Annotated in this window: 23 protein-coding genes; 6 read left to right on the top strand and 17 right to left on the bottom strand. The window is 61.5% G+C overall.

Going from position 1 to position 23559, the window contains the following annotated elements; translation table 11 throughout:
• Positions 1 to 5: 5 nt before the first annotated feature.
• The 10 genes from panD to dksA all read right to left on the bottom strand — a co-directional run bounded on the left by panD (position 6) and on the right by dksA (position 10876).
• The gene (gene panD / locus F568_RS0112490; protein WP_019019072.1) at positions 6 to 386 is read right to left on the bottom strand and encodes an aspartate 1-decarboxylase; all 381 of its coding nucleotides are present in this window, start codon (positions 384 to 386) and stop codon (positions 6 to 8) included.
• A 49-nt stretch (positions 387 to 435) separates the two neighbouring features.
• Positions 436 to 1293: a pantoate--beta-alanine ligase gene (panC, locus tag F568_RS0112485; RefSeq protein ID WP_019019071.1), complete on the bottom strand. Its 858-nt coding sequence runs from the start codon at positions 1291 to 1293 to the stop codon at positions 436 to 438.
• Positions 1293 to 2084, bottom strand: coding sequence for a 3-methyl-2-oxobutanoate hydroxymethyltransferase (gene panB / locus F568_RS0112480; RefSeq protein ID WP_019019070.1), 792 nt, complete (start codon positions 2082 to 2084; stop codon positions 1293 to 1295). Before panB ends, panC begins: the two co-directional genes overlap by 1 nt.
• 124 nt (positions 2085 to 2208) lie before the next feature.
• Positions 2209 to 2694 carry a 2-amino-4-hydroxy-6-hydroxymethyldihydropteridine diphosphokinase gene (folK, locus tag F568_RS0112475; RefSeq protein ID WP_019019069.1) on the bottom strand — a complete coding sequence of 162 codons (486 nt, stop codon included), beginning with the start codon at positions 2692 to 2694 and terminating at the stop codon, positions 2209 to 2211.
• Complete coding sequence (gene pcnB / locus F568_RS0112470) at positions 2694 to 4094, bottom strand: polynucleotide adenylyltransferase PcnB (protein WP_026300518.1); 1401 nt, start codon at positions 4092 to 4094, stop codon at positions 2694 to 2696. The genes folK and pcnB overlap by 1 nt, the downstream gene beginning before the upstream one ends.
• Positions 4095 to 4929: 835 nt before the next feature.
• Complete coding sequence (locus tag F568_RS0112465; RefSeq protein WP_019019067.1) at positions 4930 to 6309, bottom strand: sigma-54-dependent transcriptional regulator; 1380 nt, start codon at positions 6307 to 6309, stop codon at positions 4930 to 4932.
• Positions 6287 to 9244, bottom strand: coding sequence for an ATP-binding protein (locus F568_RS0112460; RefSeq protein ID WP_019019066.1), 2958 nt, complete (start codon positions 9242 to 9244; stop codon positions 6287 to 6289). The genes F568_RS0112465 and F568_RS0112460 overlap by 23 nt, the downstream gene beginning before the upstream one ends.
• Entirely contained in the window at positions 9234 to 9410 is a 177-nt protein-coding gene (locus F568_RS25275) for a hypothetical protein (RefSeq protein ID WP_019019065.1), read from the bottom strand. Before F568_RS25275 ends, F568_RS0112460 begins: the two co-directional genes overlap by 11 nt.
• Positions 9411 to 9478: 68 nt before the next feature.
• Positions 9479 to 10366, bottom strand: a complete 888-nt coding sequence (gene gluQRS, locus F568_RS0112450) for a tRNA glutamyl-Q(34) synthetase GluQRS (protein WP_019019064.1) — start codon at positions 10364 to 10366, stop codon at positions 9479 to 9481.
• Positions 10367 to 10438: 72 nt separating this feature from the next.
• Positions 10439 to 10876, bottom strand: coding sequence for an RNA polymerase-binding protein DksA (gene dksA / locus F568_RS0112445; protein ID WP_019019063.1), 438 nt, complete (start codon positions 10874 to 10876; stop codon positions 10439 to 10441).
• A 238-nt stretch (positions 10877 to 11114) separates the two neighbouring features.
• Here dksA and F568_RS0112440 point away from each other — a divergent pair, with 238 nt between their 5' ends.
• From F568_RS0112440 to F568_RS22865, 3 genes are read left to right on the top strand one after another with little or no spacing between them, the layout of a single operon-like run.
• The gene (locus F568_RS0112440; protein ID WP_019019062.1) at positions 11115 to 12287 is read left to right on the top strand and encodes an aminotransferase class I/II-fold pyridoxal phosphate-dependent enzyme; all 1173 of its coding nucleotides are present in this window, start codon (positions 11115 to 11117) and stop codon (positions 12285 to 12287) included.
• The gene (gene sfsA / locus F568_RS0112435) at positions 12284 to 13042 is read left to right on the top strand and encodes a DNA/RNA nuclease SfsA (protein ID WP_019019061.1); all 759 of its coding nucleotides are present in this window, start codon (positions 12284 to 12286) and stop codon (positions 13040 to 13042) included. Before F568_RS0112440 ends, sfsA begins: the two co-directional genes overlap by 4 nt.
• A gap of 22 nt (positions 13043 to 13064) precedes the next feature.
• Positions 13065 to 13949 carry a ChaN family lipoprotein gene (locus tag F568_RS22865; protein ID WP_019019060.1) on the top strand — a complete coding sequence of 295 codons (885 nt, stop codon included), beginning with the start codon at positions 13065 to 13067 and terminating at the stop codon, positions 13947 to 13949.
• A gap of 10 nt (positions 13950 to 13959) precedes the next feature.
• Here the strand turns inward: F568_RS22865 and F568_RS0112425 are convergent, their stop codons facing one another.
• The 6 genes from F568_RS0112425 to F568_RS0112400 form a co-directional block, all read right to left on the bottom strand.
• Entirely contained in the window at positions 13960 to 14421 is a 462-nt protein-coding gene (locus F568_RS0112425; RefSeq protein WP_040476296.1) for a DUF4426 domain-containing protein, read from the bottom strand.
• A gap of 36 nt (positions 14422 to 14457) precedes the next feature.
• Positions 14458 to 15066 carry a methionine biosynthesis protein MetW gene (gene metW / locus F568_RS0112420; RefSeq protein WP_019019058.1) on the bottom strand — a complete coding sequence of 203 codons (609 nt, stop codon included), beginning with the start codon at positions 15064 to 15066 and terminating at the stop codon, positions 14458 to 14460.
• Positions 15066 to 16226 (bottom strand): homoserine O-succinyltransferase MetX, encoded by a 1161-nt coding sequence (metX, locus tag F568_RS0112415; protein ID WP_019019057.1) that lies wholly within the window; start codon positions 16224 to 16226, stop codon positions 15066 to 15068. The genes metW and metX overlap by 1 nt, the downstream gene beginning before the upstream one ends.
• A 111-nt stretch (positions 16227 to 16337) precedes the next feature.
• A complete protein-coding gene (locus tag F568_RS0112410) occupies positions 16338 to 16928 on the bottom strand; it encodes a YggT family protein (RefSeq protein WP_019019056.1) in 591 nt (196 codons plus the stop codon).
• 29 nt (positions 16929 to 16957) lie between these two features.
• The gene (gene proC, locus F568_RS0112405) at positions 16958 to 17785 is read right to left on the bottom strand and encodes a pyrroline-5-carboxylate reductase (protein WP_019019055.1); all 828 of its coding nucleotides are present in this window, start codon (positions 17783 to 17785) and stop codon (positions 16958 to 16960) included.
• 46 nt (positions 17786 to 17831) lie between these two features.
• Positions 17832 to 18539: a YggS family pyridoxal phosphate-dependent enzyme gene (locus F568_RS0112400; RefSeq protein WP_019019054.1), complete on the bottom strand. Its 708-nt coding sequence runs from the start codon at positions 18537 to 18539 to the stop codon at positions 17832 to 17834.
• A 37-nt stretch (positions 18540 to 18576) separates the two neighbouring features.
• On the opposite strand from F568_RS0112400, the gene F568_RS0112395 reads away from it, so the two are divergent.
• Both F568_RS0112395 and F568_RS0112390 read left to right on the top strand, forming a co-directional pair.
• Positions 18577 to 19617 (top strand): type IV pilus twitching motility protein PilT, encoded by a 1041-nt coding sequence (locus F568_RS0112395; RefSeq protein ID WP_019019053.1) that lies wholly within the window; start codon positions 18577 to 18579, stop codon positions 19615 to 19617.
• A gap of 58 nt (positions 19618 to 19675) precedes the next feature.
• Positions 19676 to 20821: a PilT/PilU family type 4a pilus ATPase gene (locus F568_RS0112390; RefSeq protein ID WP_019019052.1), complete on the top strand. Its 1146-nt coding sequence runs from the start codon at positions 19676 to 19678 to the stop codon at positions 20819 to 20821.
• Between the two features lie 17 nt (positions 20822 to 20838).
• Here F568_RS0112390 and F568_RS0112385 read toward each other — a convergent pair whose 3' ends face one another.
• Complete coding sequence (locus F568_RS0112385; protein WP_019019051.1) at positions 20839 to 21969, bottom strand: anhydro-N-acetylmuramic acid kinase; 1131 nt, start codon at positions 21967 to 21969, stop codon at positions 20839 to 20841.
• Between the two features lie 101 nt (positions 21970 to 22070).
• Between F568_RS0112385 and tyrS the strand changes: the two genes are divergently transcribed.
• Positions 22071 to 23270: a tyrosine--tRNA ligase gene (gene tyrS, locus F568_RS0112380; protein WP_019019050.1), complete on the top strand. Its 1200-nt coding sequence runs from the start codon at positions 22071 to 22073 to the stop codon at positions 23268 to 23270.
• Positions 23271 to 23559: the final 289 nt, after the last annotated feature.

The following is a 23559-nucleotide window of genomic DNA, read 5'->3' as shown; positions in this document are numbered from 1 at the left end:
TGATGTCAGGCGACCTGGACGGGAATGGCGCGGCTGGTGTGGCTGATCTGATTGCCCTCCTGCAGGTAGATCAGGGCCGGTTTGTGATCGTCCAGCTCGTTTTCGCTGTAATGGCCGTAACTACAGATGATGATGCGGTCCTGGACACTGGCCAGGTGGGCAGCGGCGCCATTGACCGAGATGATTCGTGACCTTTCCTCGCCACGAATCGCATAGGTTGTAAAACGCTGGCCATTTTCGACGTTATAGATCTGGATCTGCTCGTTTTCACGAATGCCCGCCATGTCGAGCAGCTCTCCGTCGATGGCACAAGAGCCTTCGTAGTTAAGTACAGCATGAGTGACACGGGCCATGTGGAGCTTGGCCTTGAGCATGACGGTATACATCGTTGTCCTCTTTCTTCTGCGTAATGCCCCGATGCGCTTTGAACAAGCCCTAGCGCGGCAGGGCCACCTTGAGATTATCGATCAGGCGGGCACTGCCCAGATGCACCGCACCCAACAATACGGCGTCGCGGGTCGTATCGGTTACCGGGCCGAGATCGCCAGCGCGTCGCAGCTCCAGGTAATCGGGTTTGAGACTGCCATAGGCGAGATGGCCGAGCGACTCTCGGAGAACGTCGTCTGGCGAGCGACCACTCTCTAAGTCATCACGCGCTTGGCATAAAACTTGGTAGAGGCGCGGTGCCTGGGCGCGCTGTGCCTCGTTGAGATAGCCGTTGCGCGAGGACAGGGCCAGACCGTCGTCGGCGCGCACGGTCGGCACCCCGATGATCTCGATCGGTAGGTGCAGGTCGGCGACCAGCTTGCGGATCACGGCCAGCTGCTGATAATCCTTCTCGCCGAAGCAGGCGACGTCCGGCTGTACCAGGTTGAAGAGCATGGCAACGACCGTGGCCACGCCCTCGAAGTGACCGGGGCGGCGAGCACCGCACAGGCCTTCGGAAACCCGAGGCACGCGGATGGTGGTCTGCTCATCCAGCCCGTTGGGATAGAGCATCTGGCTGGTCGGGGTAAACACCATGTCGCAGCCGGCGGCCTCGAGCGCAGCTCGGTCCTCGCTCAGCGTGCGCGGATAGTTGTCGAGATCCTCGTTACGTCCGAACTGCAGAGGATTGACGAAGATAGACGCGATCACCACATCGGCCCGGGCTCTGGCGGCCTCGACGAGTGCCAGATGTCCTGGATGGAGGTTGCCCATGGTGGGTACCAGACCGACGCATTTGCCCTGGCGACGGGCATCCCGCACTTCGCGGCGCAGTGAGGAGATATCGTTGAGGGTAAGTAGAGACATCAGAAGCTGTGCTCCTCAGCAGGGAAGCGGCGTGCCTTGACAGCCTCATGATAGGTGCGAAATGCATCCCCGATCGAGCCGGTATCGGCAAGAAAGTTTCGTGAAAAGCGCGGAATCCGGCCCAGACTGACACCAAGCACGTCGTGCATCACCAGAATCTGGCCATCGACGTCGGGGCCGGCGCCGATCCCGATAACGGGAACGTCGATGGCCTCGCGCATGGCCCGGCCCAGGCTGGCGGGAACGCACTCCAGCAAAATGATCGATGCGCCGGCAGCGACCAACTGGCGGGCATCGTCGATAATCCGCTCTGCATGGGCTGCATCGCGGCCCTGAACCTTGTAGCCGCCCATCTGATGGACCGTTTGCGGGGTCAGGCCCATGTGCGCGCAGACGGGGACGCCACGCCGGGTCAACTCGCGAATACCATCGGCCAACCAGGCCTCGCCCTCGATCTTGACTATCTCGGCACCGGCACGCATCAGAGCGCCAGCATGCTGCATGAGCTGCTCCAGGCTGGCATTGCTCATGAACGGCAGGTCGGCCATCAGCAGGCTGCGCCCTTTGCCACGGGCCACGCAGCGTGTGTGATAGCAGATGTCGTCGATGGTGACCGGCAGGGTACTGGTATGGCCCTGCAGTACCATGCCCAGGGAATCGCCGACCAGGAGCACATCGATACCGGCCTGGCTGGCAGCATGGGCGAACGAGGCGTCATAGGCGGTCAGGCAGCTGAACGGCTCGCCAGCGCGCTTGGCTGCCTGCAGCGTGCTCAAAGTGACGTTTTTCATGGCTTCAGGTCTCGTCTCCTGTGGCTGGCGTTGCCCGCCACGATCACGGGATGCAGGGGAGTGTTACCGTTATTGTTACCGCGTGCTGAGGCAGGTGTGGATCGGTAACAAAAGCTGCACAACTCTACCTCTGGGGTGACAGGCATCGCAAGCCACCATGCGTGACATGGGTCAGCAAAAATTGCAGGGGTGTCCCTTCGATGATCAGGTCGGGAGCGATATCCGCCAAGGGGACCAGCACGAAAGCGCGTTCATGCATGCGGGGGTGGGGCACCTTCAAGCGTGGCAGATCGAGGGACTGATCGTCGAACGTCAACACGTCGAGATCCAGCGTTCTCGGCCCCCAGTGACGCAGTCGACGACGGCGGTGAGCCTGTTCCAGGGCTTGCAGTTGATCGAGTAGCGCCAAGGGCGACAAGCGGGTCGACACGCAAGCCACGGCATTGATGAAATCTGGCTGGTCCTGCGGGCCGATCGGGGAGCTGGCATAGCGTGGCGATACGGTGACGAGGCGTGTTAGCGGAATTCGGTTCAGGGCAGTCAGCGCCTGTTCTATCCGTTGCTCGGGACCGTCGAGGTTGCTGCCCAAGCCAATGTAGGCGACGTGCATCACTCGTAGCCGGGGGAATTCTTGCGCCGCCGACGGCGCGGACGACGTTTGCGTACATCGGCCTGCCCGGCCGGATCGCTGTCGATCTTGCCCAGCAGGCGGCGTTGTTCGTGTTCGTCGGCCTGCTGGAAGGCCTCCCACCAGGCACCCAATCCCGAGGGAATCTCGCCAGCGGTTTCACGCAACAGCAGGAAGTCGAAGGCTGCCCGGAAGCGAGGATGCTCTCGGGTCTGGAAAGCCCGCTTGCCACGCCGCTTGGGCAGCCGCTGTTGTAGGTCCCATATGTCGCGCATCGGTAGGCTGAAGCGCTTGGGGATGGAAGTGTGCTGAAGCTGCCGCGACACGGCCTGATGCGATGCAGTCTGTTGGGCCGGTATCGCGGGCATGCCGTCAGCATGCAGTCGCTGGTAACGTAACTGAACACCGGGCCAGAGCAGAGCGGCAAACAGGAAGGCTGGAGTAACCGGGCGCTCTTCCTGAATGCGGGCGTCGGTATTGGCCAGGGCCTGGACGATTAGCTCCTTGGCCCAGGGCAGCTCATCCATGGCCTCTTCAGCCTCGGGAAAGAGCATGGCGAACAAGCCATATTCACGCAGCTTATGGAATGTCTGTACGGCATACCCCGAGAGAAACAGCTTGAGGACTTCCTCGAACAGGCGGGCCGGAGGAATCTGCAGCAGCAAGGGGGCCATCTCGCGGATCGGCGCCTCGGTGGCCGGGGCAATGATAAAGTCGAGCTTGGCGACAAAGCGGATAGCGCGCAGCATGCGTACCGGGTCTTCGCGGTAACGTGTTTGCGGATCACCGATTAGGCGCAAGGTACGGTTTTCAATGTCGTCCATTGCGCCGGCCCAGTCATGCAGTGAAAAGTCGGCAATGTTGTAGTAGAGCGCATTGACGGTAAAGTCGCGGCGCAAGGCATCTTCTTCGATATTGCCCCATACGTTGTCGCGTAGCAGCAGGCCTTGCTCCGACTGCTGGGCCAAGTGTTCGCCATGGTCGTCGTTGGGACGGCCTCGAAACGTGGTGACTTCGATGATTTCTCGACCGAAGCGGACATGCACGATACGAAAGCGACGGCCAATGATCCGTGAGTTGCGAAACAGATCACGTATCTGCTCGGGCGTGGCATCGGTCGCCACGTCGAAATCCTTGGGAGTCTTGCCGAGAATGGCATCGCGCAGGCAGCCACCGACAAGATAGGCATCGAAACCTGCATTATGCAGACGATAGAGCACCTTCAACGCGCTATCGCTAAACATCTGGCGCGATATCGGATGATCTTGTCGAGGAATGATTTTCAGCGTCGGCACGTTGCCTCGGCTGTCCTGATTGTTACCGAATAGGGTCTTCAAACCTTCACCGGAATAGTGAAAAAAGCGGCTAAATCCTTTAAGCATTCCGCGATATCGGCTCGCCATGGACTGAAGGGCCCAGTGTAGCGGAGCCCCAGGGGCTTGCAAAGCCTTGTCAGCCTTGGCTGACATACCAATGACGCATGCAGAAAGGGGAGGCTTGTGAGCCTCCCCTTTTAAGCAAATCATTCAGCATCCATGCTGATGTTTCTTCTTCGTGATGGCGCATCGCCTTGAATACGCACCACAGTCACCAATCCGATATATCAGGCAAGCACTCTTCTTGTCGTTATCGATCTTCCTGGTGCGACCGTCTCGTATTCAAAACAATAATCCAACCACGACGGCAGTGTGTCTGCCTCCCTTCGGCTTGTTGTCGTTGTTGCCAAAGGTGCTCATCCGACGAAACCTATAGTTATTGTTGATTTCATGCGCGGAGCGTCGCGTCCCGATAGAGCTATCGGTTGACCAACTTCTTGTTCTAGTTGGAGTTGGCTCGCCTGGCTTGACAGTTGTCGTTGTAGTGTCAGTGCAGGCGATTATCTATCCAGTATTTGTCGTTGTTGTTACCGGTATTCATCAGGTTCACGTCTTGTTGTTCTTCGTGACCTTGGGCATCTGGTTGTTGTTTTTCTTACTGTTGTATATTGCACCCGCTGTGCCACATGAATTTTAATTCTTTAAAATCAATATCATATAGTGGTTCGCGTGCCGATGAATTGTAACTGCCTTGGCAGGTGTTACCCCGAGTGGTGCAGTTTGGGGAGGCCGCTGTGTGGGAAGGTAACAAATGGTGCAATCGACCCGATAAATAGGTTGCTAAATAGTCACTGGCTAACAGCTGCGGTGTCTTATACCTTGGTCGCGTGAAAACGCTGCGTCAGGCGGAGCGACCGCGCGGACTCTTCTTGCGAGGGATACCCAGGCGTTGGCGGCGCTCCCATAGGCATTTACGACTAATACCCAGTTTCTGGGCCAGTTCGGTCTCGCTCATCTGATCCTGATGTTCGAGTACAAAGTGCTGGAAATAATCTTCCAGGGAAAGATCCTCGTCATCATTGCTCGTTTGGGGATTGGGCGTCGATGTCGATGTCTGGGCTGGAGAAGAGTGCATGCCGGTGGCCGGTTCGATGCCCAGATCATCCGGGTGAATAAGGCTTCCCTCAGCCAGGATCACCCCGCGCTCGAGAGCATTTTCAAGTTCGCGTACGTTGCCCGGCCAAGGATAGTCACGAATATCGCGGCGGGCGGCACGCGACAGCTTGAGCCCCTCGCGGCCATGGCGGCGGCAGGCGCTATCGAGCAGCACGTCAGCCAGTTCGAGGACGTCGTCCTCGCGATCGCGAAGGGGGGGGAGGTCGATCTGCATGACATTCAGGCGGTAATACAGGTCGAGGCGAAATTCGCCGCTCTTGGAGAGCAGGTTCAGGTCACGATGTGTGGCGGCGATCAAGCGGACATCGACATGGCGGGTCTCGATCGAGCCGACCTTGCGGATTTCTCCTTCCTGCAGCACACGCAGCAGTCGCGCCTGGGCGTCGAGGGGTAGCTCGCCGATCTCATCCAGGAATAGCGTGCCGCCATCGGCCGCTTCCACCAAGCCGGTTCGTGCGGCGCTGGCGCCCGTGAAGGCGCCCTTTTCGTGGCCGAACAGCTCGGACTCGATCAACGTTTCCGGAATGGCAGCGCAGTTGACGCAGATCAGTGGAGCCTTGGCACGCCGGCTCTGCCGGTGGATGGCGCGGGCGACGAGTTCCTTGCCGGTGCCTGACTCACCTTGTATGAGGACGGTGACATCCGCCGGGGCCGTCTTGCGAATGCGGGTATAGACCACCTGCATGGCTGGGCAGCGCCCAATCATCTCCTGCGGTGGGCTGTCGGCGGGTTCCGGCCCTACCGGTGTGCGGGCAGGCGCATGAGCTTCCAGAACCTTGGCCACGGTAGCGAGCAACTCGTCATGGTCAAAGGGTTTGGCGACATAATCCACCGCACCCAGCTTCAGTGTGTCCACTGCGGAGCGCATGCTGGCATAGCTGGTCATGATCAGCACCGGCGTGGGCGTGGCGGCATCGATCAATGCGGTTCCTTCTTCGCCGGGCAGTCGCAGGTCGCTGATAATCAGGTCGAAGCGTTGCGGGTCGTGCTCGAGCGCCTCCGCCACCGAGCCGGCCTCGCTGATCTGGTAGTCATGGCGCTCCAGCAGCCGGCGCAGGGCCGTGCGGATGATGGCTTCATCTTCAACGATCAAAATCCGGGGCATCGGAGTCTTCGCCGTCCTGTTGTGTTCGGGGCAGCCACACCGTGATGCGGGTACCGTGTGTGCGGTCCGGGGGAGGTGAGTCGATCTGGATATGGCCATGATGCTCACGAATAATGTTATAGACCAGAGGTAGACCGAGCCCGGTTCCCTGGCCGGGTGCCTTGGTGGTAGTGAAGGGTTCGAAAAGATGGTCGCGAATCGAAGCATCGATTCCATGCCCGTCGTCGGTGACACATACGCGCACTCCCTCTTCGCACGACCAGGCGTCGATCTCGACTTGTCCTCCAGGCTGGCTGGCATCGCGGGCATTGCCGATCAGGTTGACCAGTACCTGGACGAGACGCTGGGCATTGCCGTCGATCTCAAGTTCTGGCGGGCAGCGGTTGCTGTAGACAATATCCTGGCCCGAGCGTGCCAGCCGGATCAAGTGCAACGCTTCCTCACACAGCTGATGGAGATTGACCCGGGTTGTGTGGCTGCCCTGCGGGTGACGCCCACTATGGGCGAAGCCCACCAGTGAGCTGACAATGCTCGAGACTCGCTCGGTCAGTTGCTGGATCTGATCCGCAGTCTCATGCAGGCCGGGGTCGTCAGTGTCGTAGCGCAGATTCTGGGCCAGCGAAGAAATACCGGTAATTGGATTACCGATCTCATGGGCCACACCCGCGGCCAGGCGGCCGATAGAAGCCAGGCGTTCGGCGTGAACCAGCTCATCTTCCAGCCATTTCATTTCACTGTGGTCTTCCACGAGGATCACTGTCCCGCCGCGATCATCGCCCTCCGCCGCCAGCATCGCCTTGTGCAGGCTGAGGTAACGCAGTTCCCCAGTGAGATTGATGGCGCGTTTGTAGAGGTGCGGGTGTGCTGAGTCGATCATGCGGCCTAGCAGATCGGCCCATGGCGAGGGCAGGCTTTCACATCGGGCACCGATCACGCTACTGCCTTCGATGTCCGAAAGCCGGGCCAATGCGTCATTCCACATCAGCAATTCGCGGTCCTCGCCAAAGGCACACAGGCCAATGGGCAACTGGGCCAGGGTCCGCCGATGATAGCGCCGCAAGCCGTCGAGCTCTCGTGCCAGGCCTGTGAGCCGCGTGCGGTAGGCTTCCAGGCGGCTCTCGACGAAGTGAATGTCCGACGTGGCGTGATAATCCTGTTGGTAGGGCAGGAAGCGGTCGACGATATCCCGAGCCACGGCCGGACCCATCAGGCCTGACAGGTTGGCCTGCAGCCGGTCGCGTAAGCGTCGCAGCGCGTAGGGGCGACCGTCTAGCGGGGAGAGATTGAGCGCCTCGAGGGCGTTGGTCACCTCCCGTTCGGCAACGTCGGCGCCCAGGGCCTGGGCTAGATGGCGCTTGACGTCTTCCCCGTTCTTCGCCGCCAGGGTATGTCGCTTGGGGTGGACTACTGCCTCTACCGAGCAAGCTTCCGCCGCCGCACGCTCGCCTTCCGAGGTTGGGGTTATTAACGATACCAGGATGAAGACGAGGATGTTGCTGGACAGCGAGATCAGCGCGATGGCGTACCAGCCAGGCGTACCTTCGAGGCTTTCCAAGCCCGGAGGAAGGATCACAAGAGCGGGGTAGCCTGCCAACAGCGGTAACCACAGGCCGAGCAACCAAATTGCGCAGCCGACCGCCAGCCCGCTGACCATTCCCTTGCGATTGGCGCCGGGCCAGTAGAGTACGGCAAGCATGCCGGGCAGGCACTGGGCCATGCCGACGAAGGCTGCCAGGCCCAGGGTGGCCAGGTCATGTTTTATACCGATCGTGCGATAGAACAGCCAGCCGGACAGGATTACCGCCAGTATCAATGCACGGCGCAACCATAACAACCAGCGATACAGATCCGGGCGGTTATCGGGTGGGTGGGCGATCAGAACGACGTGATTGAGGATCATCCCGGCCAACGACAGGGCGATCAGAATCATGGTGCCGCTGGCGGCGGCCAGCCCAGCCAGGAAGACCAGGGAGTCGACCCAAGGACTCTCGGAGAGGGCGAAGGCCAGGTAGGCGATGCCCGATGTGGTGGTGTCGATGCCCAGGCGTTGCGTGCCCCACAGGATCAGCGGGATGGGCAGAGCCATCAATAGCAGGTAGAGCGGCAGGCTCCAACTGGTCTGCAGTAGGGCGCGACGTGATGGCGTCTCGATGAAGACCATGTGAAACATGTGTGGCATGAGAAATGCGGCGGCAAAGAACAGCAGGAGCAGGGTGCGCCACTGCCCCGAGTCGAGCTGGTCAGTCCTGGCTTGCATGGCTAGACCGGGCCCATCGAGCCAGGCCTGTAGGTCTGCCGGACCGTTGAAGATGCCATAAAGCGCGATGCCGCCAAGCGTAAGCATGGCGGCCAGTTTAACCAGAGACTCCACGGCAATAACGGCAATCAGCGTGTCATGACGGGCTTGTTGGTGGGTGTGACGCGCCCCGAAGGCCAGGGCGAGTCCGGCAATGAGGAGGCAGAACAGCAAGGCCAGCAGGCTCGGTGAGGCTGCCTGGGTTAGCAGATGCACTGCCTCGCCCAAGGTCTGGATTTGCAGGGCCAGCAAGGGCAGAACCGCAAGGAGGGTCACCAAGGTGATCAGCGTGCCCACCCAGCGGCTGCGAAAGCGGAACACGAACAGGTCGGCCAGCGAGGCCAGCTGGTAGGTGCGAGTCATGCGCTGGATAGGCATCAACATGACCGGCCCCAGCAGGAAAGCACCGGCGACGCCAAGGTAGTAGGCGAGGTAGCCGTAGCCTGCACTGGCGGCGAACTCGACGCTGCCATAGATGGCCCAGGCGCTGGCGTAGACGCCGAGAGCCAGGGTGTAGACCGCCGGGTGGTGAATGAGACGTGTCGGTATCCAGCCGCGCTCCACGGCCTGGGCGCAGCACATCAGCAAGACAAGGTAACCGATACCGAGTGCGAGCAGGCCCGCCAGGCTAGTGCTCATCCAGCTTCCTCTTCTGCTCGAGCCATACGGTCAATGCGATCAGGCCGCCCCAGATCAAAAAGGGGCGATACCAGGCCGTTCCCGGCAATGCCCAGCCGTTCATCAGCATGGGTGACAGCAGATACCCACCAAAGACGAGGAACAGCATGATGCGATAGACGTACATGGCCACGGCCGCAGAGGATTCGCCTCCAGTCTATGGAGCCGCCGTCCTGGCCTCAACTCGACCTGTGTCTAGGTAGGGGGTTGGGCTTTGAAGACTTCGGGCCTCAGACGCGAGACGTCCCAGGCAGCGGTGGCCGCAGCGAGCTGGTCGGCGACCGGAGCGCTGGCCAGTTCGGCAGATGGCGCCTGATCGAGGGCGATCAGTGCCTGATGGAGTAAGGTGCGCACTGCGTCGTCGCGGGTGGGCAGGGCCGGGGCCAGGTTCTGCTTGGAGAGCTTCTGGCCATTGTCGGCCACGATTAGCGGCAGATGCAGATAGCGGGGCTCGGGCAACCCGAGGGCAACCTGCAGCTGGCGCTGCCAGGGCGTATTGTCGAGCAGGTCATGGCCGCGCACCACATCGCTGATGCCCTGGTCGGCATCGTCGATGACCACGGCCAGCTGATAGGCCCATAGATCGTCCTTGCGCTTGAGTACCACGTCGCCAAGCTGGGCCGGGTCGAAGGTCTGTTCATCGAACAGACGATCCTGCCAGGTCACCGGGCGTAGGCCGAGGTCACTACGCAGCCGCCAGGCCACCGGTTGATCGGGCTGGCGGATGCCGTCCCGGCACCAGCCTGGGTAAACGGCATGTTCACGCCACTGCTTGCGTGAGCAGCTGCAAGGGTAGGCCAGACTCTGTGCCGCCAGCCGGTCCAGGGCGTTCTGGTAGGCGGCATGGCGAGTGCTCTGGTAGCGCACCTCCTCGTCCCAATACAGGCCGAAGGCTTCGAGCTGGCGCAGGATCTGGGTATCGGCGCCCGGCGGGCAGCGGGGCGGGTCAGTGTCCTCGATGCGTACTAGCCAGCAACCGCCGACATGCCGGGCATCAAGGAAGCTCGCCAAGGCGGCGATCAGCGAACCGAAATGCAAGGGGCCGGAAGGCGTCGGGGCGAAGCGGCCACGGTAACCGGGCATGGGGTTTCCTTCCAGAGTGACGGAACGCAAACGGGCGCCGTTAGGGCGCCCGTGCGTGAAGCGAGACGGTGATCAGCCGCCGAGCTGCTTTTCCTTCAGCTCCGCAAGGGTCTTGCAATCGACACACAGCGTGGCGGTAGGGCGCGCCTCGAGGCGGCGAATGCCGATCTCGACCCCACAGGCTTCGCAGAAGCCATAATCGTCCTCGTCGATCTTCTCGATGGTCTCGTTGATCTTCTTGAGCAACTTGCGCTCGCGATCGCGGGTGCGCAATTCCAGGTTGAAGCCTTCTTCCTGGGTGGCACGATCGGCGGGATCGGCATAATTGTTGGCGTCTTCCTGCAAATGACGCACGGTGCGATCCACTTCTTCCATGAGATCCTGTTTCCAGCCGAGCAAGATCTGGCGGAAGTGCTCCAGCTGCTTCTCGTTCATGTACTCTTCACCCGGCGCCGGCTCGTACGGGGTGAATTTCTTCGGCGCTTCCGGCTTCTTTTCTGCTACTGGCATGGGGCTGCCTCATTCTCAAGTGACTTGGGCCGATGCCCGGCCTGTCAGGTCGCGGTGAAACGACAGGGCCAAAGCGACCTGCTGGGTGGCATGCCCACCCGAAGCCTTGCTTATTTAGCGAAAAAGCCCGCCATTTGCAACCGCTCTGCTAACGGATAACTGCAGAGTTTGACGACAGTCGGTTAAGATAGGCGGTTTGACGTCGCCAGGCGGCATTGGTTCAAAGCAAGGAGACGGCATGGACTGGAGCGCACGAGTCGAGGGCGTCGCCGCCTTTCGCGTCATGGGGCTGTTGGAGCAGGCCCAGGCCCGCGAGGCGGCGGGACATGACGTCATTCACCTGGAAGTGGGCGAGCCTGATTTCCCGACCCCAGCACCGGTAATCGCCGCTGGCCAGCAGGCGCTAGCCAAGGGGCTGACCCGTTATACCCCGGCGGCGGGTCTGCCAGCGCTGCGCGAGGCGATCGCCGAGCATTATGCCGAACATTTCGGGGCACGGGTCGACCCATCGCGAATCCTCGTGACACCGGGCGCCTCCGGGGCACTGCTGCTGGCCAGCCAGCTGCTGGCGCAGCGCGGCGATCGCGTCTTGATGGCCGACCCCACCTATCCCTGCAATCGCCACTTCATGGCGTTGGCCGAGGCAGATGTCGATGCGGTGCCGGTGGGCCCCGAAAGTGGCTGGCAGCTCGATGCCGGGCTGATCGATGCGCATTGGCGTGACGATACGCGTCTGGCAATGCTGGCCACGCCCTCCAACCCCACCGGACATACCCTCGATGCGACTCGCCTCTCGGCGGTGATCGATGCCGTCCGGGCGCATGGCGGTACCTTGCTGGTCGACGAGATCTACCAGGGACTGACCTATGACGTCGAGCCAGTATCGGCCGCGGCGCTGAGTCCGGACGCCTTCGTGATCAACAGCTTCTCGAAATATTTCGGCATGACCGGCTGGCGGTTGGGGTGGCTGGTCGCCCCTGAGGCTGCTGTCGAGCCGTTGTCGCGCCTGGCTCAGAACGTCTTCCTGGCGGCACCGACCCCATCGCAGCATGCCGCGTTGGCTGCATTCAGCGTCGAGTGTCGGGAGGAGCTTGAAAACCGCCGCCGGGAGCTTCACCGTCGTCGCGATGTATTGCTGGCCGGACTCGAGCGGCTGGGGCTGGCGCCATCGCAGCCGCCTCAGGGCGCTTTCTACGTTTGGCTCGATGTTTCGCAATACACCCGCGACAGTCAGGCGTTTTGTCAGCGCCTGCTTGAGGAAGAGAATGTAGCCATCACGCCGGGCATCGATTTCGCCGTGCGGGGCGGTGAGCACCACGTTCGTATCGCCTTTACCAACGAGGCCGCGCGACTCGAGGAAGCCTTGGTGCGACTCGAGCGCTTTCTGGCCCGTCAACCGGGGCCGGCATGAAGTATCCGCGGCTCGTACCAGGCATCCTGCGCCGGCGCTACAAGCGTTTTCTGGCCGACGTGGAGCTCGTCGACGGCGAGGTCGTGGTCGCACATTGTCCGAATACTGGCTCGATGCGTGCTGTCAGTGTCCCGGGGTGCCGGGTGTGGCTAGCACCGAGTACCAACCCGGCACGCAAGCTGGCCTGGACTTGGGAGCTCATCGAGCTGCCGCAGCCCGACGGTGGCGTGGCCCTGGCGTCGGTGCACACCGGGCGCGCCAATGCCATCGTCGAGGAGGCACTGCTGGCGGGACGAATCCCTGAGTTGGCCGGTTATGCCTGGCTGAAGCGCGAGGCCAAGGTAGAGGGGGCCAGACTCGACTTTCGACTCGACGATCCACAACGTGATACCGCCTTCGTCGAGGTCAAGCAGGTCACGCTCAAGGAGAGCGACGGGCATGGCTATTTCCCTGATGCAGTGAGTGCGCGTGGCACGCGTCATCTCGAAACGTTGGCGCAGCTGGCTGCCAATGGACAACGTGCCGTGTTGCTGTTCTGCGTGGCGCATACCGGCATCGATGACGTGGCACCGGCCGCGCATCTGGATCCGAGCTACACCGAGGCGCTGCGTCGTGTCAGTCGGGCCGGTGTCGAGGTGCTAGCCTACGCTTGTGACGTGGAACGCGATGAGCAACGACCGGTTGCCATTCGTCTGGCCCGAGCGTTGCCGGTCTCTCTGGAGCGAGAGGTGGCGGCTCCCAGCCTGGTGGAGTAAGGAAGACGAGCGAGGTGGCGGAATGCAGCGACGCGAATGCCTGCGTGCATTGGCCTTACTGACCCTGACGGCTGCGATACCGGGTCGTGTCTCTGCACGCAAGCCCTTCGCAGTACACCAGGCCCGCGATCTACGCCGTGGCGAGTGGCTGACCAGCGACACGCTGCTTGCCGAGCTGGTCGGCGCTCCGGCTGTCATCATCGGTGAGCGTCACGACAACCCCGTGCACCACCGCCTTGAGCGCTGGTTGATCGAGCAGTTGGCTGCGCGTGGGATGCTGGGTGGCGTGGCGCTGGAAATGTTGGACCAGAAACAGCAGGCAGTGATCCAGGGGATACCCGGCGTGCTCCTGGCCGATTTGCCGGATGCCGAACTCATGGCATTGCTGGACTGGCAGCGAGGCTGGGACTGGTCAGCCTATGGTCCGCTGGTGCGTCAGGCATTCCAGCTTGGTGTATCGCTTCAGGCAGGCAATCTGCCCCGCGAGACGATTCAATCCCTTGTCATGGCCAACCAGGCGCCATCACTGCCGGATGTCATCGCCCGGGCGCAGCGGCAGGCGATCGCCGAGGGCCACTGTGGGTTACTCCCCGACTCGATGCTGGATGGCATGCTGGCGGCCCAGGTGGCCCGTGATCGCGCCATGGCGGCGGCTCTGGACTCGTTACCCTCGATTCCCGTACTGGTTTGCGGCAGTGGTCATGCCCGTCGTGACATCGGCGTGGCCCTGTACACCGAGAGTGCGCCGTTGTGCCTGGGGCTGGTAGAGCTGGCGCCCGGCCAGGACTGGATGACAGCCCTGCCGGCGAGTGTCGATGATGGGCCGGCGTTCGATATTGCCTGGTTCACGCCGCCCGCCGTCCGGCACGAGGATCAGTGTGCCGCGTTGCGGCAACGGTTCGCGTAGAGGTCAGGCTTCAATCGGTGAAGAAGCGCTGGATGAAGGCCACTTCGGCCGGCGCCTTGTTGCGGTCATAATAGACATCCAATGTGAAGCGCATCGGCTCGCCACGCTGGATAGGAAAGACCGCCAACTGATAGATGGAATTTTTTTCCCTGATTGTGCGGAACGACAACGGCTGCGATTGACCGGCAAGATTGCCGACTCGTCCCTCAACCGTTGCCATGACCGGCTGGTTGGAACCATCGGGCTGCGCTTCCAGCACACTGACATTGAGCAGTGCCGTGCGCTTGCTGCGCTGAATATCGTAGGCCGCCGCGACCTCGGGGGTGAGAAAGCTGGTATTCACCGCGCTGTAGTGGATCTGATAGCGGCCCACATGTTCGGCCTGCTCAGCGTGCGCCAGGCTGGCCACTAGCCACAGCACCGCCAAGCCGATGAGCCCTGCAACAGGAGACGTTATCATTATCCGCTTCATGGGCTGTCCTCTTGCGATGGGCTCATTGCGCCAGGCTTAGTCAGTTGCCGGCTTGCCTCGGCTGACACGGAATATCGCCGTCTCGCCGAACAGGTTGGGCCACAGGCGGGTGGTCCAGCTGCCTTCGTGATCACCGTTGCCTACCGCCCGGTCGCTGATGATCAGTCCTTTGTCCAGGCACAGTTGTTCAAAATCGTTGAAGGTCGACAGGTGGATGTTGGGGGTATCGTACCAAGCGTGCGGTAGCGACTTGGAGACGGGCATGTAACCCTTGAAGCCCAGATAGAAGCGATGACGCCAGTAGGCGAAGTTGGGAAAGGTGATGATGCATTCGTTGGCAACGCGCAGCATCTCGTCGAGCATTTTGTCGGGGCGACGTAACGCTTGAAGCGCCTGGGTCATGACGACCAGATCATAGGCGTTGTCCTCGAAATTAGTCAGGCCTTCATCAAGGTCCTGTTCGATGACACTGACGCCTCTTTCCACGCAGGCAGTGATGCCGTCAGGGTCAATTTCCAGGCCATAACCCCTTACGTCCTTGTCGCGGCCCAGTGCCTCAAGCAGTGTGCCATCGCCACAGCCAAGGTCGAGTACGCGAGCGCCCTGCGGTATCCAGTCATAGATTAGCTTGAGATCGGCGCGCATCATTTGTCTCCCGCCCGTGTGATATCGCGGGCCACGCGTTTCATGAACCCCCCGAATACGGCCTGATAGCGGACATCCGGAAGCAGGAAGGCATCATGCCCATGCGGCGACTCTATCTCGGCATAGCTGACCGGCTTACCGGCCCTCACCAGCGCATCGACCAATTCACGCGAACGCTCCGGGGCGAAACGCCAGTCGGTAGAGAAACTCATCACCAGAAACGGGCAATTGGCCGGCGCGAGTGCCGCTGCCAGGTCACCGCCATGGGCCGCGGCCGGATCAAAGTAGTCCAGGGCTTTGGTCATCAGCAGATAGGTGTTGGCATCGAAGGCTGTGGAGAACATGTCGCCCTGATAGCGCAGATAGGACTCGACCTGGAATTCAACGTCGTAGCCGAAGTTGAGCTCGTCGCTGCGCAGGTCGCGTCCGAACTTGGCGCCCATGGAATGCTCGGACAGGTAGGTGATATGGCCGACCATGCGAGCCAGCTTGAGGCCGCGCTTGGGCATGGTGCCATGTTCGGCGTACCAGCCACCGTGGAAGTCGGGGTCAGAGCGGATCGCCTGACGAGCGACCTCATTGAAGGCGATATTCTGTGCCGACAAGCGCGGCGTGGCGGCGATCACTACAGCGTTGGCGATGCGCTCCGGGTAGGCCAGCGACCATTGCATCACCTGCATGCCGCCAAGGCTGCCACCGACTACGGCGGCGAACCGCTGGATGCCCAGGCGATCGGCCAGCCGGGCCTGGCTGTTGACCCAGTCGCCGACCGTCATGACCGGGAAGTCCGGCCCCCATTGGCGGCCTGTGTCGGGATTGATGCTGCACGGGCCGGTGGTGCCGTGGCAACCACCGAGGTTATTGAGCGAGACCACGAAGAAGCGGTTGGTGTCGATGGTCTTGCCAGGACCGATATGGGCGTCCCACCAGCCGGGCTTGCGCTCGTCCATGCTGTGGTAGCCGGCGGCGTGATGATGGCCGGACAGGGCATGACAGATCAGGACCGCATTGTTGCGCTCCACGTTGAGCTTGCCATAGGTCTCGTAGACCAGGTCATAAGCTGGCAATGTCTTGCCGCAGGCCAGGGCCAGCGGCTCGTCGAAGTGCGCCTGCTGGGGCGTTACCAGGCCGACCGAATCGGCGGGAAGCGTGTCGGGCATTTCTATGTATTATCCAGTATCCAGCATGAGGCGAGTGTAAGGTCGTTGACACCGTTCCCTTCGGAAACGACGAGACCCCGGCGACTGCCGGGGCCAGGCGGCCGGCTCGCCTCAGAGGCCGACCAGGGCGCCGGAAATACCGGCAGCGCGCGTCAACGAGCCCACCACAATGCCGTCGATCAGGTTGATGGCGATAAATACCACGATCGGTGAGAGGTCGATCATGCCCAGCGGCGGGATGACCTTGCGTACCGGCGCCATGATCGGCTCGACCAGTTGGAAGATCAGGAGCGCCCCGGGGTGACTGGCCTGAGGCGCCACCCAGCTGAGGATGATCATGCCGATCAGAGCGAAGAAGTAAATCTTGAGGATGGCGCTGGCCAGGGCTGCAAGCGAGGCGATAGCGACACCGCCGAGGGGGGGCATTGCGCCCAGGGCGATCTGCACGATGGCAATGATGCTGATCGCCTTGAGGATGAAACCAGCCCCCAAGGTAGCCAGATCGAAGCGGCCGATCGGACGCAGGAAACCCTGCAGTGGCTTGACCACTGGCTGAGTAACCTTGACCACCGATTGGCTGAGCGGGTTGTAGTAGTCGGCCCGGGATGCCTGCAGCAGGAAACGCAGCATCAGTAGGAACAGGTAGATGTTGATCAGGGTGTTGACCAGCATCAGGCCGGCGCTTCCCAATTGACTGCCCATGGGGCTCCTCCGTATGGAATTGGAATAATTCAGTGCTTTTTGCCGAGTTCCTCGGCCATTTCCCGGGCGCGAAGAGCGCAGGCTTCGGTGGCCTTGTCGAAGAGTTCACGTAGGCCCCCGTCCTCGAACGTCTCAATGGCTCGCTCGGTCGTGCCGCCGGGTGACATTACGTTGCGCTTCAAGCGGGCCGGGTCAAACTCGCTCTGCTGGGCCATGCGGGCAGCACCGTAGCCGGTCTGCAGGGCCAGGCGACGCGCGCTCTCTGCAGGCAGGCCGAGGCGCTTGCCGGCCTCCTCGAGGGCTTCGAAGATCAGGAAGAAATACGCCGGGCCGCTGCCGGAGACAGCGGTGACGGCCTCAAGCAGGGACTCATCATCGACCCATTCGACGATGCCCACGGCTTCAAGCAGCGTTGTGGCCAGCTGACGCTGATCATCGCTGACCCGAGCGTTGGCGTACAGCCCGGAGGCACCGGCACCGACCAGCGATGGCGTATTGGGCATACAGCGTATCACGGCAAGTCCTCCACCCAGCCACTCGTCGAGCGTCTCCGCGGTCAGACCGGCGGCGACCGAGACGATAAGCGGTTTGCGTTCCTGCACGGCCTCGCGCATGCCTTCGCACACGTCGCGCATGATCTGCGGCTTGACGGCCAGCACCACTACGTCGGCACTAATCACGGCAGCGGCATTGTCGGTACTGGTGCGAATACCAAAGCGTTCATGCAGCGGGGCCAGAAAGGTTTCGTCAGGCGAGGTCGCGGTGATGGCATCGGCCGGGTAGCCGCCGTCGATCATACCGCCGAAGATGGCGCTGGCCATGTTGCCGGCACCGATGAATGTCACTTGGCTTGCCATGCGTTGGATCCTCTGTCGTCGTTGGGGCGGGCAGTGATTGGCTGCATCAGGGGCGTGGCGCACGGGCGCCGAAGATAGCTGTGCCCAGTCGTACCATGGTGGCTCCCTCCAGGATGGCTGCCTCGAGATCCTCGCTCATGCCCATCGATAGCGTATCCAGGGGGGCCTGCGGGTAGCGCTGACGGAGCGCCTCGCGAAGCTGGCGCAGCCGGGCCAGCGGACGACGCTGCCCGGCCATATCCGAGGCCGGTGCGGGAATCGCCATCAGACCGCGAAGGCGCAGGTTGGGAAGGGTCATGATCTCGGCGGCCAGGGCCTCGATGTCCTCCGGAGCGGCACCGGACTTGCTTTCCTCGCCGCTCACGTTGACCTGCAGGCAGATATTCAGCGGGCCGAGGGAGGCCGGGCGCTGTTCGGACAGGCGCCGGGCGACCTTGGCGCGATCGATGCTATGTACCCAAGCGAAGTGTTCGGCCACGGCACGGGTCTTGTTGGATTGCAGCGGACCGATGAAATGCCAGACGATATCCGTCAGGTCCGTGAGTTCGGCCTGCTTGTCGAGGGCTTCCTGCAGGTAGTTCTCGCCGAAGTCGCGCTGGCGACAGGCATAAGCCTCGCGGATCAGCGCGGCGGGCTTGGTCTTGCTCACCGCCAGCAGGCGGGCGTCGTCGGCGGGGCGTCCGGCACTCTCGAGGGCATCGGCCAGGCGCTGTCGCGCACGCTGGAGTGATTCGCGGACCTGAACGTCTGGCATACTGAACTCGACCTATGTAGCAAAGCAGGGGAACCGCATGGATATTACCGAACTGCTGGCATTCTCGGCAAAGCAGAAGGCCTCGGATCTGCACCTATCCGCCGGGCTGCCGCCGATGATCCGCGTCGATGGCGACATACGGCGACTCAACGTGCCGGCCATGGATGATCGCGAGGTCCGCAAGCTGATCTATGACATCATGGGCGACCGGCAACGGCGCGACTACGAGGAATTCCTCGAAACCGATTTCTCCTTTGAGGTGCCCGGCGTGGCGCGCTTTCGCGTTAACGCCTTCAATCATGGGCGCGGCTCGGGGGCAGTATTCCGCACCATCCCCTCCGAGGTGCTGAACATGGAAACGCTGGGCCTGGGCGACGTGTTTCGACGCCTGGCATCGTTGCCGCGCGGCCTTGTGCTGGTGACGGGACCGACCGGCTCGGGTAAGTCCACGACGCTGGCGGCGCTTATCGACTATATCAACGAAACGCGATATGACCACATCCTGACCATCGAGGATCCGGTCGAATTCGTGCACACCAGCAAGCGCAGCCTGATCAACCAGCGCGAGGTTCATCGTGACACGCAAAGCTTCAGTCGAGCCCTGCGTTCAGCGCTGCGCGAGGATCCCGACGTGATCCTGGTCGGCGAATTACGCGACCTGGAAACCATCCGGCTGGCGCTGACCGCCGCCGAGACCGGCCACCTCGTCTTCGGCACGCTGCACACCACCTCGGCGGCCAAGACCATTGACCGTATCATCGATGTGTTCCCGGGCGATGAGAAGGCCATGGTGCGCTCGATGCTCTCCGAATCGCTGCAAGGAGTGATTTCACAGGCCTTGCTCAAGCGGCAGAACGGCGGGCGGGTGGCGGCCCATGAGATCCTGATCGCTACGCCTGCGGTACGCAACCTGATTCGTGAGGACAAGGTGGCGCAGATCTACTCGGCGATCCAGACCGGCGGCAACCAGGGCATGCAGACCCTGGATACGGCGCTGGCGCGATTGGTGGCGGAAAACGTGGTCGCCCGTCAGGAAGCTCAGACCAAGGCCAAGGGCCTGTTGCCCGAAGCGCATTGATACAACCCAAGGCGGCTGTAGCCGACAGAGACTGTGGATAACCGGGAGGACGGTGGGCATGACGCCGAAAGAGTGGCTGGAACAGTTATTGGACATCATGGTCGACAAACAGGCATCCGACATGCTGATCTCGACCAATGCGCCGCCCAACCTAAAGCTCAATGGCAAGCTGGTACCGCTGGGCGACAAGCCGTTATCCATCGCACAAGTACGTGAGCTGGTGCTGGGGGCACTGCCCGATAATTTGCGCGGTCGCTTCGACGAGGAGCGTGAGGCCAATTTTGCGCTCAGTCTGCAAGGCAAGGGGCGCTTCCGGGTCAGTGCTTTCTTCCAGCGCAGTCAGATGGCGATGGTCATCCGTCGCATCGCCTTCGATATCCCTCGCCTCGATGCACTCGGCCTGCCGTCGGCGGTAGGAGATCTGGCCTCGATAAAGCGTGGCCTGGTGTTCGTGGTCGGTGGCACGGGGACCGGCAAGTCGACCACCTTGGCGTCGATGGTCCAGCAGCGCAACGAGACGGTGGGCGGACATATCATCTGCATCGAGGATCCGATCGAGTACATCCATCCGCACCGACGCGCCATCATCAACCAGCGCGAGGTGGGCATCGATACCGAATCGTTCGAGGTGGCTCTGAAGAATACGCTGCGTCAGGCTCCGGATGTCATCCTGATCGGCGAGATCCGTACCCGCGAGACCATGGAGCATGCTCTGACCTTCGCCGAGACGGGGCATCTATGCCTGGCCACGCTGCATGCCAACAACGCCAACCAGGCATTGGACCGAATCATCAACTTCTTCCCGTCCGAGCGCCACGACCAGATATGGCTGGACCTATCGCTGAACCTCAAGGCGGTGGTAGCTCAGCAGCTGCTGCCGGCTGCCGATGGCAAGGGGCGTCATGCGGCCATCGAAATCATGCTGCGCTCGCCATTGATTAGCGACCTGATCCGCAAGGGCGACGTGGCCGAGATCAAGAATGTCATAGCTCGGTCACGCGATCAGGGCATGCAGACCTTCGATCAGGCGCTTTATGAGCTTTACCGGGCAGGCAAGATCAGCGAGGACGTGGCACTGGTACATGCCGATTCAGCCAATGAGCTGCGCTTGATGATCAAGTATGGTGCCGGTGCACGCAAGGAAGGGGGCGAGGCCATAGATGCACCGAGCCACTTGTCACTGCGGGATGGTGATGACTTCTGATGGATTGTAGCCCGCTCTCAGGCGCTGTAGACACCCCCGAGAATGCGTGGGCCGCTGGCGCCCGTGACGGAGGGCAGATTTCCCGGCAGGTTTTCCAGGCGTCGCCAGGCCAGCCAGGCGAAGGCCCCGGCTTCCAGCCAGTCCGGCGTCCAGCCGACATCCTCGCAATGCATCAGCCCCAGATCCGGTAGCCGTCGGATCAGCCGGCCCAACAGGTCACGGTTGTGCGCGCCGCCGCCACAGGGAATCAGGCGCATGGGGCCTGTGGCATCCTGTTGACGCATAGCCTGCTCGACACCTAAAGCCACGCTGGCCGCCGTCAGCTCGGCTAACGTGGCCTGGACGTCTTCTGGCGCCTCGTGACCTTTCAGGTGGCCAGCCAGCCAGTCGAGATGAAACACTTCGCGGCCGGTGCTTTTGGGTGGCGGACGGTGGAAAAAGGGTTCGTCCAGTAGACGGTCGAGCAGGGCCGCGTCGACCCGGCCGCTGGCGGCCCAGGCCCCATCAGCGTCGTAGTGCCCTGTCCGGTGACGTGCATGCCAGGCATCGAGCAGAGCGTTGGCGGGGCCGGTATCGAAACCAATGACAGGAGCGTTGGCATCCGGCGGAAGTAGCGTCAGATTGGCGAATCCGCCCAGGTTGAGGACCAGGCGCCACTCATGCGGGTCGCTGAATAGCGCAGCATGAAATGCCGGTGCCAGTGGAGCGGCTTGGCCGCCAGCAGCCAGATCGCGACGCCGGAAATCGGCTACCACTCGGCAACCGGTGAGTTCAGCCAGCAGGCTGGGGTTGTCGAGCTGCCAGGTAAAGGCCGTCGCGTTGTCACTATCGTGACCGTAGGGAGCATGCTCAATGGTCTGGCCATGGCTGCCGATGGCGGCAATGGCTTCGGGGCGGGTTCCGCTCTTGACGAGCAGATGTGCGACGGCCTTGGCCTGGAGCTGACAGAAGGCGGCTTCCGCGCGGGCGAGCTCCGCAAAACTTAGCGTCTGTCCAAGACATAGAGAGAGTAACCGTTCGCGAAGAGCCTCGGGCATGGTGAGCCCAATGGCATCGATCAGAGTCACGGGGCCTTCACCACAGCGCACCAGTGCCGCGTCGATACCATCCAAGCTGGTGCCGGACATCAGGCCGATAAAAAGGGGCATGCTCTACTACTCCTCTCGTTGGGCGCTCAACCGCCAAGTCAAGACATGCTAACATCCCGCCCCAATCGTACAGATAACCGTTTTTAGTGGAGAGGGACACGATGACCGACGCTGCCGATGCGCTAGCGCTGCTCAAGCGCGGCGCTCATGAAATCCTGCTCGAGGAAGAGCTCGAGAAGAAGCTCGCTTCCGGTCGCAAGCTGCGTATCAAGGCCGGCTTCGATCCTACTGCCCCCGACCTTCACCTCGGGCATAGCGTATTGCTGACCAAGATGCGCCAGTTCCAGGATCTGGGCCACGAGGTCATCTTCCTGATCGGGGACTTCACCGGACGTATCGGCGATCCCACCGGCAAAAATGTAACTCGCAAGCCTCTGACGGAAGAAGAAGTCCGGGCCAACGCCCAGACCTACAAGGAGCAGGTGTTCAAGATCCTCGATCCCGAGAAGACCGAGGTGCGCTTCAACGCAGAATGGTTCAGTGATATGTCCGCTGCGGACATGATCGAGCTGGCTGCCCAGAGTACGGTGGCACGTATGCTTGAGCGCGACGACTTCGAGAAGCGCTACAAGTCCAACCAATCCATCTCCATTCATGAGTTCCTCTATCCGCTGGTGCAGGGCTACGACTCCGTAGCGTTGAAGGCGGATATCGAACTTGGCGGTACCGATCAGAAGTTTAACTTGCTGATGGGCCGCGAAATTCAGAAGCATTTTGATCAAGAGCCCCAAGTAGTAATCACCATGCCGCTGCTCGAAGGGCTCGACGGCGTGCAGAAGATGTCCAAGTCGCTTGGCAACTATGTCGGCCTTGATGAAGCGCCGGGTACCATGTTCAACAAGCTGGTTTCGATGCCAGATAGCCTGATGTGGCGCTACTACGAGTTGCTCTCGCTGAAGAGCAACGAGGAAATCGAGGCCCTCAAGCGCAACATCGAAGCAGGCGCCAATCCGCGTGATGTCAAGATGGAGCTGGCTCGTGAGTTGATCGCGCGCTATCACGGCGACGAGGCTGCGGCCAATGCGCACCGCTCGGCAGGTAACCAATTGGCGGAAGGTGAGTTGCCCGAAGACTTGCCGGAAGTCAGCGTCGATTTCGAGGGAGGGGCTCAAGCACCCATAGCGGCAGTACTCAATCGGGCCAATCTGGTCAACAACAGTGCCCAGGCCAAGGACATGCTGGGTAATGGTCGCGTCAGGGTCGATGGGGAGGTTGTGGCCCGTGACCATATGCTGGATACAGGCAAGACCTATGTTATTCAGGCCGGAAAGAAGCGCTATGCCCGCGTCACGCTGACTTGATAGTGCCGACACGCCAAGTAATGTCCCTATTGCCCGCCTTGTGCGGGCGTTTTTGTTATCCACACCCGGTGACATGGCGGGGCAAGACACCAGTTGTGGATAAAGTCGCATTCGAAGATATGACGAGGGTATGACGTACCCGCAAATATTTTATGACACAGGGCTTGTCAGCGAGCCTCGAGATCCGTAAAGTACGCATCCGCTGCCAACGACGGGCATACGTGGTTGGCGGTGAAGGTGGCGCAAGGCGCTGTTTCTGTTGGGGTTTTTCTCGGCTCGCTGAGAAAGG

The organism is Modicisalibacter luteus DSM 23508, assembly GCF_000378505.1.
Lineage (GTDB): Bacteria > Pseudomonadota > Gammaproteobacteria > Pseudomonadales > Halomonadaceae > Modicisalibacter > Modicisalibacter luteus.
Note: the sequence above shows the minus strand (reverse complement) of the source record. Positions and strands in the feature narration are given on the sequence as shown.

Bases quoted from the DNA above. Each gene is read 5' to 3' on its own strand.
- panD (WP_019019072.1), bottom strand. From the start codon at position 386: ATGTATACCGTCATGCTCAAGGCCAAGCTCCACATGGCCCGTGTCACT.
- panC (WP_019019071.1), bottom strand. From the start codon at position 1,293: ATGTCTCTACTTACCCTCAACGATATCTCCTCACTGCGCCGCGAAGTG.
- panB (WP_019019070.1), bottom strand. From the start codon at position 2,084: ATGAAAAACGTCACTTTGAGCACGCTGCAGGCAGCCAAGCGCGCTGGC.
- folK (WP_019019069.1), bottom strand. From the start codon at position 2,694: ATGCACGTCGCCTACATTGGCTTGGGCAGCAACCTCGACGGTCCCGAG.
- pcnB (WP_026300518.1), bottom strand. From the start codon at position 4,094: ATGCTTAAAGGATTTAGCCGCTTTTTTCACTATTCCGGTGAAGGTTTG.
- F568_RS0112465 (WP_019019067.1), bottom strand. From the start codon at position 6,309: ATGCCCCGGATTTTGATCGTTGAAGATGAAGCCATCATCCGCACGGCC.
- F568_RS0112460 (WP_019019066.1), bottom strand. From the start codon at position 9,244: ATGAGCACTAGCCTGGCGGGCCTGCTCGCACTCGGTATCGGTTACCTT.
- F568_RS25275 (WP_019019065.1), bottom strand. From the start codon at position 9,410: ATGTACGTCTATCGCATCATGCTGTTCCTCGTCTTTGGTGGGTATCTG.
- gluQRS (WP_019019064.1), bottom strand. From the start codon at position 10,366: ATGCCCGGTTACCGTGGCCGCTTCGCCCCGACGCCTTCCGGCCCCTTG.
- dksA (WP_019019063.1), bottom strand. From the start codon at position 10,876: ATGCCAGTAGCAGAAAAGAAGCCGGAAGCGCCGAAGAAATTCACCCCG.
- F568_RS0112440 (WP_019019062.1), top strand. From the start codon at position 11,115: ATGGACTGGAGCGCACGAGTCGAGGGCGTCGCCGCCTTTCGCGTCATG.
- sfsA (WP_019019061.1), top strand. From the start codon at position 12,284: ATGAAGTATCCGCGGCTCGTACCAGGCATCCTGCGCCGGCGCTACAAG.
- F568_RS22865 (WP_019019060.1), top strand. From the start codon at position 13,065: ATGCAGCGACGCGAATGCCTGCGTGCATTGGCCTTACTGACCCTGACG.
- F568_RS0112425 (WP_040476296.1), bottom strand. From the start codon at position 14,421: ATGAAGCGGATAATGATAACGTCTCCTGTTGCAGGGCTCATCGGCTTG.
- metW (WP_019019058.1), bottom strand. From the start codon at position 15,066: ATGCGCGCCGATCTCAAGCTAATCTATGACTGGATACCGCAGGGCGCT.
- metX (WP_019019057.1), bottom strand. From the start codon at position 16,226: ATGCCCGACACGCTTCCCGCCGATTCGGTCGGCCTGGTAACGCCCCAG.
- F568_RS0112410 (WP_019019056.1), bottom strand. From the start codon at position 16,928: ATGGGCAGTCAATTGGGAAGCGCCGGCCTGATGCTGGTCAACACCCTG.
- proC (WP_019019055.1), bottom strand. From the start codon at position 17,785: ATGGCAAGCCAAGTGACATTCATCGGTGCCGGCAACATGGCCAGCGCC.
- F568_RS0112400 (WP_019019054.1), bottom strand. From the start codon at position 18,539: ATGCCAGACGTTCAGGTCCGCGAATCACTCCAGCGTGCGCGACAGCGC.
- F568_RS0112395 (WP_019019053.1), top strand. From the start codon at position 18,577: ATGGATATTACCGAACTGCTGGCATTCTCGGCAAAGCAGAAGGCCTCG.
- F568_RS0112390 (WP_019019052.1), top strand. From the start codon at position 19,676: ATGACGCCGAAAGAGTGGCTGGAACAGTTATTGGACATCATGGTCGAC.
- F568_RS0112385 (WP_019019051.1), bottom strand. From the start codon at position 21,969: ATGCCCCTTTTTATCGGCCTGATGTCCGGCACCAGCTTGGATGGTATC.
- tyrS (WP_019019050.1), top strand. From the start codon at position 22,071: ATGACCGACGCTGCCGATGCGCTAGCGCTGCTCAAGCGCGGCGCTCAT.